Origin of the sequence: Serratia sp. SA088 (assembly GCF_049065515.1) — a bacterium.
GTDB lineage: Bacteria > Pseudomonadota > Gammaproteobacteria > Enterobacterales > Enterobacteriaceae > Serratia > Serratia nematodiphila.
Window position 1 is genome coordinate 127,159 of the sequence record NZ_JBAKGW010000007.1, and the last position, 12,170, is coordinate 139,328.

General features: G+C 62.4%; 13 protein-coding genes. 8 read left to right on the forward strand and 5 right to left on the reverse strand.

The features are described 5' to 3' along the window. Nucleotides 1-2: 2 nt before the first annotated feature. Both ACOWVD_RS18170 and ACOWVD_RS18175 read right to left on the reverse strand, forming a co-directional pair. Nucleotides 3-890 (reverse strand): oxidoreductase, encoded by an 888-nt coding sequence (locus tag ACOWVD_RS18170; protein ID WP_230857977.1) that lies wholly within the window; start codon nt 888-890, stop codon nt 3-5. Nucleotides 891-968: 78 nt separating this feature from the next. Then, nucleotides 969-2,405, reverse strand: a complete 1,437-nt coding sequence (locus ACOWVD_RS18175) for a PLP-dependent aminotransferase family protein (protein ID WP_049239851.1) — start codon at nt 2,403-2,405, stop codon at nt 969-971. 180 nt (nt 2,406-2,585) lie between these two features. Here ACOWVD_RS18175 and ACOWVD_RS18180 point away from each other — a divergent pair, with 180 nt between their 5' ends. The 3 genes from ACOWVD_RS18180 (at nt 2,586) to ACOWVD_RS18190 (ending at nt 4,760) form a co-directional block, all read left to right on the forward strand. Continuing rightward, nucleotides 2,586-2,768 carry a DUF1127 domain-containing protein gene (locus tag ACOWVD_RS18180; protein ID WP_004939404.1) on the forward strand — a complete coding sequence of 61 codons (183 nt, stop codon included), beginning with the start codon at nt 2,586-2,588 and terminating at the stop codon, nt 2,766-2,768. A gap of 9 nt (nt 2,769-2,777) precedes the next feature. Beyond that, nucleotides 2,778-3,401 (forward strand): glutathione S-transferase family protein, encoded by a 624-nt coding sequence (locus tag ACOWVD_RS18185; RefSeq protein ID WP_049239852.1) that lies wholly within the window; start codon nt 2,778-2,780, stop codon nt 3,399-3,401. A gap of 228 nt (nt 3,402-3,629) precedes the next feature. Further along, nucleotides 3,630-4,760 (forward strand): Gfo/Idh/MocA family protein, encoded by a 1,131-nt coding sequence (locus tag ACOWVD_RS18190; RefSeq protein WP_033640958.1) that lies wholly within the window; start codon nt 3,630-3,632, stop codon nt 4,758-4,760. Between the two features lie 102 nt (nt 4,761-4,862). On the opposite strand, the gene ACOWVD_RS18195 is transcribed toward ACOWVD_RS18190, so the two are convergent. The 3 genes from ACOWVD_RS18195 to ACOWVD_RS18205 are packed head-to-tail and all read right to left on the reverse strand — an operon-like array spanning nt 4,863 to nt 7,993. Next, nucleotides 4,863-6,734 (reverse strand): amidohydrolase, encoded by a 1,872-nt coding sequence (locus tag ACOWVD_RS18195; RefSeq protein WP_164095295.1) that lies wholly within the window; start codon nt 6,732-6,734, stop codon nt 4,863-4,865. A gap of 21 nt (nt 6,735-6,755) precedes the next feature. After that, the gene (locus ACOWVD_RS18200; protein ID WP_004939393.1) at nt 6,756-7,301 is read right to left on the reverse strand and encodes an antibiotic biosynthesis monooxygenase; all 546 of its coding nucleotides are present in this window, start codon (nt 7,299-7,301) and stop codon (nt 6,756-6,758) included. Between the two features lie 47 nt (nt 7,302-7,348). After that, complete coding sequence (locus ACOWVD_RS18205) at nt 7,349-7,993, reverse strand: hydrolase (RefSeq protein ID WP_004939390.1); 645 nt, start codon at nt 7,991-7,993, stop codon at nt 7,349-7,351. Nucleotides 7,994-8,133: 140 nt separating this feature from the next. Here ACOWVD_RS18205 and ACOWVD_RS18210 point away from each other — a divergent pair, with 140 nt between their 5' ends. The 5 genes from ACOWVD_RS18210 to osmF all read left to right on the forward strand — a co-directional run bounded on the left by ACOWVD_RS18210 (nt 8,134) and on the right by osmF (nt 12,159). Then, nucleotides 8,134-9,045: a LysR substrate-binding domain-containing protein gene (locus ACOWVD_RS18210; RefSeq protein ID WP_004939387.1), complete on the forward strand. Its 912-nt coding sequence runs from the start codon at nt 8,134-8,136 to the stop codon at nt 9,043-9,045. Between the two features lie 43 nt (nt 9,046-9,088). Continuing rightward, nucleotides 9,089-9,451: a cell envelope integrity TolA C-terminal domain-containing protein gene (locus ACOWVD_RS18215; RefSeq protein ID WP_021503935.1), complete on the forward strand. Its 363-nt coding sequence runs from the start codon at nt 9,089-9,091 to the stop codon at nt 9,449-9,451. 140 nt (nt 9,452-9,591) lie between these two features. Next, nucleotides 9,592-10,068, forward strand: coding sequence for an OsmC family protein (locus tag ACOWVD_RS18220; protein ID WP_004939379.1), 477 nt, complete (start codon nt 9,592-9,594; stop codon nt 10,066-10,068). Between the two features lie 89 nt (nt 10,069-10,157). Then, complete coding sequence (locus ACOWVD_RS18225) at nt 10,158-11,216, forward strand: fatty acid desaturase (RefSeq protein ID WP_164095297.1); 1,059 nt, start codon at nt 10,158-10,160, stop codon at nt 11,214-11,216. A 13-nt stretch (nt 11,217-11,229) separates the two neighbouring features. Then, complete coding sequence (osmF, locus tag ACOWVD_RS18230) at nt 11,230-12,159, forward strand: glycine betaine ABC transporter substrate-binding protein OsmF (RefSeq protein ID WP_004939374.1); 930 nt, start codon at nt 11,230-11,232, stop codon at nt 12,157-12,159. The last annotated feature ends 11 nt before the right edge of the window (nt 12,160-12,170 follow it).

Genomic DNA, 12,170 nt, shown 5'->3' on the forward strand with positions numbered 1-12,170 from the left:
CCTTAGGGTTTTCCCGTCACCACCGCCGCCATCGCGGCGTGATCCGGCGAGCTGTCGTCGTGGTCGGTGCTCAGGCTGAGAGTGCGAAACGCGGCGTCCTCCGCCTGGCGTTCTGCCAACACCTGCGCCGCCATATGCACTGCGTCGCTGCCGAGCAGCAGGCGTAGCGGAGGGGCTTCCAGCGCCGCCAGCTGCAGGATCGCCTGCGCCGCCTTGGCCGGATCGCCGGTTTGGCTGCCGTTATGCTGCTGCAGGAAGGCCAGCATTGGCCCCAGCGTCGGCTGATAGGCTTCGCCGATCGGCGCAATGGTCATTGAAGAACCGGCCCAGTCGGTGCGGAAGCCGCCGGGTTCGACCATCGTCACCTTGACGCCGAAGGGGGCCATCTCTTTGGCCAATGATTCGGAGAACCCTTCGACCGCCCACTTGGCGGTATGGTAGGCGCTGAGGCCGGCAATGCCGAGGCGAGCGCCGATGGTGGCGATCTGGATGATATGGCCGCTGCCCTGCAGGCGTAATATCGGCAGCGCCGCGCGGGTGACGTTGAACACGCCGAAGAAGTTGGTTTCGAGCTGCGCGCGAAAATCGGCTTCATCGGCTTCCTCCACCGGTGCGATATTGCCGTAGCCGGCGTTGTTGACCAGCACGTCCAGCCGACCGAAGCGTTCAATCGCCGTGCGCACCGCGCGTTCGGCGGCAGCGGCGTCGGTGACGTCGAGCGCGATCGTGGCGACCCGATCGCCGTAGCGTTCCACCAGCGGCTGCAGCTGTTGCGGCTGACGGGCGGTGGCGACCAGACGGTGCCCGGCGGCCAACACCGCCTGCGCCAGCTGTTGGCCCAGGCCGCGGGAACTGCCGGTGATTAACCATACCTGTGACTGAGACATCATGACCTTCCTGATTGCGAGTGGGTGTGATGCCACTTTAGAGCGCCGGGCAGCGCAGCGATAATCCGATCGCGTCAAGATTTAATCCGATTGCGCCAAACTGTCGGCCGGCATCAGCCGCTGGATGGTGGCGCCGACCTTCTGTACTGCCAGCTCGATCTCTGTCGTCAGCGTCGGCGCATAGTTGATGCGCAGGCAGTTGCGGTACTTGCCGGCGGCGGAAAAGATGCTGCCGACGGCGATTTGTATGCCTTGCTGTTCAAGATGGCGGTTCAGCCGCAGGGTGTCGAACGCTTCGTCCAGTTCGATCCACAGCATAAAACCGCCGCGTGGCCGGCTGACGCGGGTGCCGTCCGGAAAGTGTTTCAGGATAAGATCGGTCATGCGATCGCGGTTCTGCTGGTAGCGTGCGCGCATGCGCCGCAGGTGCTGCAGGTAATGCCCGCCGCGGATAAATTCGGCGATCGCCAGCTGCGGCTGGGTGGCGGTGGCGCCGGAGCCGATGAACTTCATGTGCAGCACCCGTTCCAGGTAGCGGCCGGGCGCGATCCAGCCCACGCGCAGCCCCGGCGCCAGCGTTTTGGAAAACGAGCTGCACAGCAGCACGCGGCCGTCGTCGTCGAATGACTTGATGGTGCGCGGCCGCGGGTAGTGATAGGCGATGTCGCCGTAGACATCGTCTTCGATGATCGCCGCGTCGTGACGCTGCGCCAGCGTCAGCAGCCGCTGTTTGTGGGCGTCGGGCATGATGTAGCCCAGCGGATTATTGCAGTTGGGCGTCAGCAGGATGGCCTTGACCGGCCACTGTTCCAGCGCCATCTCCAGCGCGGCCAGGCTGACGCCGGTGAGCGGATCGGTGGGGATTTCCAGCGCCTTGATGCCCAGACCCTTCAGCGTCTGCATGGTGCCGTGGAAGCAGGGCGAATCGACCGCCACGATGTCGCCGGGTTGGCAAACGGCGCGCAGCCCGGCGGAGATTGCTTCCTGACAACCGGTGGTGATCAGCAGCTGATCGGGGCCGATTTGGCAGCCGGAGTCCAGCAGCAGACGGGCGACCTGTTCGCGCAGCGCGGCCACGCCCTGAATGCTGTCGTAATACAGGCTGCGCAGGTCGCCGTGGCGGGCGGCGTTGCGCAGGGCGACGATCAGCGGTTTCATCGTCGGTTCGGCGATATCCGGCATGCCGCGCCCCAGCTGGATCAGGCCTTCGCGCGGCCGGCTGCGCACCAGTTCCAGCACCTGCTCCCATTGCGAAATGTCCACCGGCCGCTGCACCGGCGCCGTCATGGCGGGCAGCTCGGCCTGCGCGCGCCGCGTATGCACGAAGTAGCCCGACTTCGGCCGCGCTTCCACCAGGCGCTGTTCCTCGAGCAACCGGTAGGCTTGCTGCACCGTGCTGATGCTGACGCCGTGCTCCTGGCTCAACGCGCGCACCGAAGGCAGGCGATGGCCGGCCGGATACAACCCTTGCTGAATGCGTTGGCTGAGAATGGCGGCCAGCGTGGCGTAGCGTGTCATACAGAGGCCTCTCATCGGGGGTAAGGATTAAAAAACCGGTACAGATACGTTCAAAATAAACCATTCAGCGGGTTTTTTGGCGCAGCTGTATGAAAAAAATAGCGCCAGCGTGAATCTGTATTGTTTTTTGCCTGGCGCGCATCATCACTACCAGGCGAAAACATCAGGGGGGATAATAAGATGGCTCTGTTTGATGGCATGACGATGTGGCGACGGGTAGGCTGGTCACGCTGGCGTTGGTATTTGTTGCGTCGCAGAACGCGCAGAGAGTTACTGCTGCTGAACGACAGGCAGCTGGCGGATATCGGCCTGACGCGGGCGGAGGCCTGGAGGGAAGGGTATAAACCGTTCTGGAGAGAATAAGGAAAGTCAATGCTGAAATTATTGGGTAAAGCCTCATCGATCAACGTGCGCAAGGTGTTATGGACCTGTCAGGAGTTGGGGCTGACGCTGGAACGGGAGGACTGGGGCAGCGGTTATCGCTCCACGCAGGAGCCGGCGTTTTTGGCGCTGAATCCCAACGGCCTGGTGCCGGTGCTGATCGACGGCGCACGGGTGCTGTGGGAGTCGAATACCATTTGCCGCTATCTGGCGGGGCGGGAAGGGCGGCAAGATCTGCTGCCGCAGGCACCCGGCGCGCGCGCGGCGGTGGAGATGTGGATGGACTGGCAGGCCACCGATCTGAACGGAGCCTGGCGCTACGTGTTTATGTCGCGGGTGCGTGGGCATGCGGATTATCAGGATGCCGCCAGCCTGGCAGCCGCCGAGCGCGAATGGAACCGGCTGATGGGCTTGTTGGACGCACATCTGGCGCAGCACGGCCCTTATGCCGCCGGCGCCGCCTTCACGCTGGCGGACGTGGTGCTGGGGCTGTCGCTGAACCGTTGGCTGATGACGCCGTTCGAGCGGCCGCATTATGCGGCGCTGGCGGCCTATCAGCAGCGCCTGCTGCAACGCCCTGGCTACGTGCAGCACGGTGCTAACGGTTTACCGTGATATGAAATAAACGGTTCATTTCATCTTGTCCGGATACGCCCCGCCGTGTCCGGACTTTCCTCATTACATCATCCCGTCAACGTTTCATGAACGGCATCACGAATATGAACTTTATTTTCCTGTGTGCTTGTTATTGAAATTTATATTCCATATAAACCCGTTATCAACCGGCGCGTTTCATTGAGCGACGCCTGGTTCTACGCAGAGTTTTGGTCACGGGAGAAAATGATGAAACAGGTACGCGTTGGGTTAATCGGCACCGGTTATATCGGGCGTTGTCACGCTATCGCCTATGCGCAGGCCGCCACGGTCTTTCCTCTGAAAGGGGAGCTGGTGCTGGAGATGCTGGCGGAAGTGACGCCCGAGCTGGCGGCGCAGCGCGCCGCCGAATTCGGCTTTGCGCGCTCGACCGGCGACTGGCGGCAGCTGGTGGCCGATCCGGCGATCGATGTGGTGGACATCTGCGCCCCCAACTTTTTGCACAAAGAGATGGCGCTGGCGGCGATCCGCCACGGCAAGCACGTGTATTCGGAAAAGCCGCTGGCGCTGGACGCCGCCGACGCGGCGGAGATGGTGCAGGCCGCGCGCGCTAAGGGGGTGAAAACGCTGGTCGGTTTTAACTACATGAAAAACCCCACCAGCCAACTGGCGCGCGAAATTATCGCCAACGGCGAAATCGGCGAGGTGGTGCATTTTTACGGTACCCACAATGAGGATTATCTGGCCGATCCGCGCACGCCGATCGACTGGCACTGTCGCCGCGCCAGCGCCGGGCTGGGCGCGCTCGGGGATCTGGCGGCGCACATCGTCAATATGGCGCACTACCTGGTGGGCGATATCGTGGCGGTTTCCGGCGATATGCAGACCGTGATCAAACAGCGCCCGGATCCGCAAGACCCGACGCGCCTGCACCCGGTGGAAAACGAAGATCAGGCCAGTGCGTTGCTGCGTTTCGCCGGCGGCGCGATGGGCACTATCGAAACGTCGCGCATTGCCTGCGGGCGCAAGATGGGGTTGACCTATGTGGTTACCGGCACCAAAGGCACGCTGAGTTATACCCAGGAACGGATGGCGGAGCTGAAGCTGTATCGGCACGATGAACCGGCGGAGCGGCAGGGGTTCAAGACGTTGCTGGTGGGGCCGAAGCACCCGGACTATGCGGCGTTTTGCATCAGCGCCGGGCACGGCATTGGTTTTAACGATCAGAAGACGGTGGAGATCCGCGATCTGGTCAACGGCATCGCCGCGGGCGATCGCATGTGGCCGGACTTTGAAGAGGGCTGGAAGGTGTCGTGCGTGCTGGACGCGATAGCCGCCTCCGCCGAACAGCGGCGCTGGCTGGAGATCAACCGCGATTGAAAATGAAATGGCGCTCTCCCGTGGACAGCGCCATTAATTTATTATGTTGCCAGCTTAATAGCTTATTGAGTTAACTTTATAATAAGTTATTGGCTTGATAACTTAGAACGAGAAACACGAACAGCCGAACGCGCCCCAGAAGGCATTCTCGTCCGACACCGGGATGCTGGAGCGGCGCGCGATGTCATGCTGGTGTACGTGCACGCCGCACGGGCCGCAGCATTGATGCGCCTGGCTCACTACCCCGACGCGGGCCGCCGCCGACGGCGGTGCTGAGCGGTAATGGCCCGGCACCTGGGTGACCGGCGACCACTCCGGCAGCACCGGCAGCGGCGGCGGCGCCAGCGGCGAGAAGCTGCCGGCGGCGTAGACCACTTTGCCGTCCACCACCGTCATCACCGACTCGATGCCTTTGATCTGCTCTTCCGGCACGCTGAAATAGTCCTGCGACAGCACCGCCAAATCCGCCAGTTGGCCGACCTTGATCTGGCCTTTCTTGCCCTGCTCGGTGGAGAACCAGGCGCTGCCTTGCGTCCACAGCATCAGCGCCGTTTCTCGATCCAGCCGCGCGCTGTCGTCGTACATCGCCATGCCGCCGACGGTGCGGCCGGAGACCAGCCAGTACAGCGCCGTCCACGGGTTGTAGCTGGCGACGCGGGTGGCGTCGGTGCCCAGCCCGACCGGCAGCTCGGCCGCCAGCATTTTCGCCACCGGCGGCGTATGTTTGGTGGCTTCGATGCCGTAACGGTCGGCGAAATACTCCCCCTGGAACGCCATGCGGTGCTGCACCGCAATGCCGCCGCCCAGCGCCTTGACGCGCTCGATATTGCGCTCGGTAATGGTTTCGGCGTGGTCGAACAGCCAGTGCAGGCCGTTGAACGGAATGTCGCGGTTCACCTTCTCGAACACGTCCAGCATGCGGCTGATGGATTCGTCATAGGTGGCGTGCAGGCGGAACGGCCAGCGGTGCTCGACCAGATGGCGCACCACCCGCTCCAGTTCGTCTTCGGTGCCCGGCGGCAGATCCGGGCGCGGCTGCAGGAAGTCTTCGAAGTCGGCGGCGGAAAACACCAGCATCTCGCCGGCGCCGTTGTGGCGATAGAAGTCGGTGCCCTGGCCCGGTTTGAGCATATCGGTCCACAGCTCGAAGTCTTCCAGCTCCTGTTTAGGCCGCTGGGTGAACAGGTTATAGGCGATGCGGATGGTCAGCTGCTTTTTCTCGTGCAGCTCGGCGATCACCTGATAATCTTCCGGGTAGTTCTGGAAGCCGCCGCCGGCGTCGATGGCGCTGGTGAGACCGAGGCGGTTCAGCTCACGCATGAACTGGCGGGTGGAGTTGACCTGCTGCTCCAGCGGCAGCTTCGGCCCTTTCGCCAGCGTGGCGTACAGGATCATGGCGTTGGGTTTGGCGATCAGCATGCCGGTCGGGTTGCCGTTGGCGTCGCGCTGGATCTCGCCGCCCGGCGGGTTCGGCGTGTCTTTGGTGTAGCCGACCACCTTCAACGCCGCGCGGTTGAGCAGCGCGCGATCGTAGAGATGCAGAATAAATACCGGCGTGTCCGGCGCGGCCTGGTTGATTTCGTCCAGCGTCGGCATGCGGCGCTCGGCGAACTGGAATTCGGTCCAGCCGCCGACCACCCGCACCCATTGCGGGCTCGGGGTGCGCAGCGCCTGTTCTTTCAACATGCGCAGCGCGTCGGCCAGCGAGGGCACGCCTTCCCAGCGCAGCTCCAGGTTATAGTTCAGGCCGCCGCGGATCAGGTGCAGGTGCGAGTCGTTCAGGCCCGGAATGGCGGTGTGGCCGTGCAGATCGATCACCTGGGTTTCCGGCCCGGCGTGCTGCATGACTTCGCTTTCGCTGCCGACCGCCAGAAACTTGCCGTCGCGGATGGCGACCGCTTGCGCGGTGGGGTGTTGGCGATCGACGGTGTGAAACTTGCCGTTGGTGATGATCAATGAAGCGTGGTGGTTCATAACATTCTCCCGGCGAACCGCCTAGCGGCGGGTCAGCCATTGATGAAAAACGCGAGTCACGATAGGCATCCACAGGTACACCACCAGGGCGACCACGGTGGCGTCATTGAGAAAATGGCCGAGCAGCGAGCCGTCCAGCTGCGGCAGCACCCGTCCCCAAAACCAGGGCACCAGATTGGTGGATGGAAAGATCACCAGCAGGGTAATGATGAATTGTTTCCACTGGGGCGGCTGGCGCACGCTGGGGTTGGGCGGGGTAAACCAGAACTCTGCGCCGGGGCGGATCTCGATATGGTCGTTCTCCAGCAACAGCGGAGTGACTTCTTCGATGTATTGCTTGCGCTGCGGCGAGTTGAGCCAGCGGTAGAGATTGTCGAGATTGTCGAAGCGGACCAGCACCGTATAGGCCTGTTCGTCGCCGGAAGGGCGAATCACGTTGACGCCTAAATGGCCGGTGAAGCCCGCGGCGTCGGGCATGATGCGGTTCAGCCAGGCCTCATAGGCCTGTTCGTTCCCCGGCGCCAAACGGTGGGTGATCACCAGCGTGACATGCTGCGGATGGGCCATAAAACCGACTCCTGAAAATACCCCGGGCGAGGCCGGGGCAAGGGGAATTATTTCACCGTGCGGGCCGGTGCGTGGTGCACCATGGTGTAAGCGTAGTCGACGCCCATGCCGTACGCGCCGCTGTGTTCGCGCACCAGCGCCATCACCGCGTCGTAGGTATCTTTGCGCGCCCAGTCGCGTTGGTACTCCAGCAGCACCTGCTGCCAGGTCACCGGTACGGCGCCGGCCTGCACCATGCGGTCGATCGAACGTTCGTGCGCATCGACGGAGGTGCCGCCGGAGGTGTCGGTCACCACATACACTTCATAGCCGGCTTCCAGCGCCATCAGCGCCGGGAAGGTCAGGCACACCTCGGTCCACAGCGCGGAGATCACCAGCTTTTTACGGCCGGTGGCTTCCACGGCTTTAACGAAGGCCGCGTCTTCCCAGGAGTTCATCGAGGTGCGTTCAATCGGGGTGATTTCAGGGTGTACCGCCAGCAGTTCCGGCCAGATATAGCCGCTGAAGCTTTCGGTTTCGACCGAGGTGAAAAGGGTGGGAACGTTGAAAATCTTGCCTGCCTTCGCCAAACCAACAACGTTGTTTTTCAGTTGCTGACGATCAATATTAGCCACGCCGAAGGCCATTTGTGGTTGATGATCGATAAAAATCAGTGCGGAATTGTCTTTATCAAGCAGTTGAAACTTGGACATAATTTACCTTCCCAGTGATATTTCGGTTGAACATCTGATGAGTGTAACGCCGATAAAACCCATGGTAGGCAGAGGGCGATTTCAAAGATACCGCAGAATTTTTGCCGACTTGTTGAGTTTTTTTATACACGGGAGAAAGCATGAGATTAAACCTGGAAGCGCTGCTGATTTTGGACGCGCTGGACCGGCACGGATCTTTCGCCGCCGCGGCCGCCGCACTGTTTAAAACCCCTTCGGCACTGAGCTATATGGTGCAAAAGCTGGAGAACGATCTCGACATCACCCTGCTCGATCGCTCCGGGCATCGGGCGAAGTTCACCGATACCGGCAAGCTGATGCTGGAAAAGGGGCGGGTGCTGCTGCGGGCGGCGCAGGATCTGGAGCAGCAGGCGCGCTATGTCGAAAACGGCTGGGAAAGCGAAATCACGCTCGGGATTGACGCCTCTTTCCCGTTTGCCCGCCTGTTGCCGCTGATCGACGAGTTCTATCGGCAGCATCACCATACCCGGCTGCGTTTCAGCCACGAAGTGCTGGCCGGCTCCTGGGAGTCGCTGGTCTACGGTTGCGCCGACATTATCATCGGCGCCATCTGCGAGCCGCCGTCACGGGTGGGCTATGCGTTCAGCAGGCTGGGGCAGCTGGATTACGTGTTCGCCGTCGCGCCGCAGCATCCGCTGGCGGCATTGCCGGAACCCTTGCCGAAGGACGAAATCCGTCAGCACCGGGCGGTGGTGGTGCGCGACACTTCGCGCGTCAACGCGCCGCAGAGCCTGAATCTGCTGGAAGAGCAGGATACGCTGACGGTCTTCGGTTTCGACGCCAAGCTGCAGGCGCAGCTGGCCGGGCTGGGCTGCGGCTATCTGCCGCGTTCTTTGGCGGAACCTTACCTGAACAGCGGCGAACTGGTGGCGAAACGCGTTGAATCGGAACGCTGCAGCGACATCGCCTATTTCGGTTGGCGGGAAAGCGCCAGCGGCCTGGCGGCCAAATGGTGGCGCGAACGGCTGCAGCGCTACGCGGACGACGGCGAGGCCTACCCGGCGGCGCAGTGAGGGCCGCTCGATAAGGATAAATCCCCCAATAAGGACATCGGGAATGAAAAAGACACTAAGCCTGTTGGCGTTGTTGCTGCTGAGCGGCTGCGGCGCCGGGCGTGAGGCCGGCATACCGTTGCCGCAGGCCCCGGCACTGGCCGCAACGCAGCTCAGTTACCCGGAGCGGGTGCATAACGCGGTGAGCCGTGAGCTGCGCTTGCCGGAACATGCGCACGGTCAGCGTTGCACCCTTGCTATCCGTTTGCAGCCGGACGGCAAGCTGGCGAGCAGCAAGATCGTAAGAGGCGATGCGCCCCTGTGCGCAGCGGCGAGCGCTGCGGTGCAGCGCGCGCAGTTTCCGCCGATGGCCAGCGCTACCGAATACGCGCTGTTCAACGCCGTGGTGCTCGATTTCGTTCCCTGAAAGCATGTGATCGACGGGCCGCTTGCGCGGCCCGTTTTTTCTCGTTTCGCCGTTTGCATCTTCGCGCTTTTCCGCCAATAGTGTTCTCCGGGCATGCAGCAAGGCGATTTTTCATTGGCCGGCCAACGGGAGAAAAAGGCATGAAAGGTGAGCATCATTATCAGGTGGCGGTCACCTGGCAGGGGAATTTGGGGGCAGGCACCGAGGATTACCGCGCCTATGGGCGCGATCACCTGATCGGCGCGGTGGGCAAGGCAGACATCGCCGGTTCAGCCGATCCGGCCTTTCGCGGTGATGCGACGCGTTGGAACCCGGAGGATTTGCTGGTGGCTTCGCTCAGCGCCTGTCACAAATTATGGTATCTGCATTTATGCGCTACCTCGGGCATTTCCGTACTGGCCTATCAGGACAACGCCGTCGGGGTGATGCGCGAAGATGCGGCGCGCGGTGGCTTTTTCACCTCGGTGACGCTGCGGCCGCAGGTCACGGTGCGCGACGGCGACGATCTGCAGCTGGCGCAACAGCTGCACGAGCAGGCGCATCACCTGTGCTTTATCGCCAACTCGGTGAATTTCCCGGTGGCGTGCGAACCGCAGGCCGAGTACGCAACCCGCTGAATTTTCACTTAGCTTTGCCATTTTCGTTATTTTGAACGCCGGTACGGCTCACGGATACTGGGGGAAAATCCCCAACCGCGAGCCGCAGCATGTCCCACGCCCACTATTTGCACCCTGAACAACGCGACCGCATCCGGCGGCTTCATCGGCGCTGGTACTGGCGGCTGGAGTTGCCCACCTGGGGGATCATGGCGGCAGTGTACGGCGGCTGGTTCGGCGTGGCGCATTATTGGCAGGCGCTGGGTCCGTGGCTTGGCGCGCCGCTGCTGATCCTGCTGACCACCGGGTATATGTCGCTGCAACACGAGCTGATCCACGGCCATCCGACGCGCTGGCCGCGCGTCAATCAGCTATTCGGCCTGTTGCCGCTGGCGGTGTGGTATCCCTACGGGCTGTATCGGGATTCGCATCTGCGCCACCACCGCAACGACCACCTGACCGATCCGCATGAAGATCCCGAAAGTTACTACTTCAGCGCCGCGCAGTGGCGGCGTTATCCCCGCCTGCTGCCGCGGCTGGCCGCGGTGCGCAATACGCTGATCGGCCGGGTGCTCCTCGGCCCGGCGCTGGATATCGTCACCACGCTGTTCGGCGCAGTGAAGACGCTTGCAGCGGGCGATCTGCGCGCCTGGGCGATGTGGCTGGCGCATCTGTCGCTGCTGGCGGCGCTGCTGCACTGGCTGCAGATGCAGGGCATCGGCGCGGCGTTTTACCTGTTGACCATCAGCTACCCGGCGCTGGCGCTGACCAAGGTAAGATCGTTTTTTGAGCATCGCGCCGTGGACGCACCGCAGGCACGTTCTATTATTAATGAGGCGGGCTGGCCGTGGCGGCTGCTGTTTCTCAATCTGAACTACCATTTAGTGCATCACGATTTGCCCGGCCTGCCCTGGTATGGCCTGCGCGAAGTCTATCTGGCGGAACGCGAGGCGTATCAGCGCCGCAGCCAGGGATTCGTCGCGCAGGGTTATGGCGAGTGGCTGCGCGATTACGCGCTGACGCCGATCGACGTCGGCGTGCATCCGCTGAGCGCCGGCGAGCGGCGGGAGGAACGCGGCGCCCGGCCGAAGAAAAAACTTATTGCGCGCTGGAAGCGCGTTTCTCAGGATTTTCCAACCGAACTGGCCCATGAGCCGGAAAACATATAACCAGAGGAAAAGTATGGCAATCACCTTATCACGCGGACGTTCCTTTGCCGTCGCACTGGCTCTGCTGGCCGTCGGCGGTCTGGCGCAGGCGGCCGACTCGGTGCGCGTCGGCTCCAAGATCGATACCGAAGGTTCGCTGCTCGGCAACATCATCGTGCAGGTGCTGGAAGCCAACGGCATCAAAACCACCAACAAGCTGCAGCTCGGCACCACCAAGGTGCTGCGTGGCGCCATCACTTCCGGCGAGATCGACATCTACCCGGAATACACCGGCAACGGCGCATTTTTCTTCTCCGATGAGAAAGACCCGGCGTGGAAGAACGCCCAGGCCGGCTTCGAGAAGGTGAAGCAGCTCGACTACGACAAAAACAAAATCGTCTGGCTCGATGCGGCGCCGGCCAACAACACCTGGACCATCGCCATTCGTCAGGACGTGGCGGACGCCAACCATCTCAAAACGCTGGCGGATCTCGGCAAGTGGATCAACGGCGGCGGCAAGTTCAAGCTGGCGGCCTCGGCGGAATTTATCGAGCGGCCGGATGCGCTGCCGGCGTTCCAGAATGCCTACGGCTTCAAGCTGAATCAGGATCAGCTGCTGTCCCTGGCTGGCGGCGATACGGCGGTGACCATCAAGGCGGCGGCGGAGCAGACCTCCGGCGTCAACGCGGCGATGGCCTACGGCACCGATGGCCCGGTGGCGGCACTGGGGCTGCAGACGCTGGCGGATCCGAAAGGCGTACAGCCGATCTACGCGCCGGCGCCGATCGTGCGCGAAGCAGCGCTGAAGGCGCACGCTAATCTGCCTGAGCTGCTGAAGCCGGTGTTCGCCTCGCTGGACGGGCCGACGCTGCAAAAACTCAACGCGCAGATCGCTGTGGAAGGCCAGGACGCCAAACAGGTGGCGGCCGCTTACCTGAAAGAGAAAGGGTTTGTTAAGGGATAATGCCGAGGTGC

What these genes read in the sequence shown, in the direction of transcription:
- ACOWVD_RS18170 (WP_230857977.1), bottom strand. Translation starts at nt 890, where the DNA reads ATGATGTCTCAGTCACAGGTATGGTTAATCACCGGCAGTTCCCGCGGC.
- ACOWVD_RS18175 (WP_049239851.1), bottom strand. Translation starts at nt 2,405, where the DNA reads ATGACACGCTACGCCACGCTGGCCGCCATTCTCAGCCAACGCATTCAG.
- ACOWVD_RS18180 (WP_004939404.1), top strand. Translation starts at nt 2,586, where the DNA reads ATGGCTCTGTTTGATGGCATGACGATGTGGCGACGGGTAGGCTGGTCA.
- ACOWVD_RS18185 (WP_049239852.1), top strand. Translation starts at nt 2,778, where the DNA reads ATGCTGAAATTATTGGGTAAAGCCTCATCGATCAACGTGCGCAAGGTG.
- ACOWVD_RS18190 (WP_033640958.1), top strand. Translation starts at nt 3,630, where the DNA reads ATGAAACAGGTACGCGTTGGGTTAATCGGCACCGGTTATATCGGGCGT.
- ACOWVD_RS18195 (WP_164095295.1), bottom strand. Translation starts at nt 6,734, where the DNA reads ATGAACCACCACGCTTCATTGATCATCACCAACGGCAAGTTTCACACC.
- ACOWVD_RS18200 (WP_004939393.1), bottom strand. Translation starts at nt 7,301, where the DNA reads ATGGCCCATCCGCAGCATGTCACGCTGGTGATCACCCACCGTTTGGCG.
- ACOWVD_RS18205 (WP_004939390.1), bottom strand. Translation starts at nt 7,993, where the DNA reads ATGTCCAAGTTTCAACTGCTTGATAAAGACAATTCCGCACTGATTTTT.
- ACOWVD_RS18210 (WP_004939387.1), top strand. Translation starts at nt 8,134, where the DNA reads ATGAGATTAAACCTGGAAGCGCTGCTGATTTTGGACGCGCTGGACCGG.
- ACOWVD_RS18215 (WP_021503935.1), top strand. Translation starts at nt 9,089, where the DNA reads ATGAAAAAGACACTAAGCCTGTTGGCGTTGTTGCTGCTGAGCGGCTGC.
- ACOWVD_RS18220 (WP_004939379.1), top strand. Translation starts at nt 9,592, where the DNA reads ATGAAAGGTGAGCATCATTATCAGGTGGCGGTCACCTGGCAGGGGAAT.
- ACOWVD_RS18225 (WP_164095297.1), top strand. Translation starts at nt 10,158, where the DNA reads ATGTCCCACGCCCACTATTTGCACCCTGAACAACGCGACCGCATCCGG.
- osmF (WP_004939374.1), top strand. Translation starts at nt 11,230, where the DNA reads ATGGCAATCACCTTATCACGCGGACGTTCCTTTGCCGTCGCACTGGCT.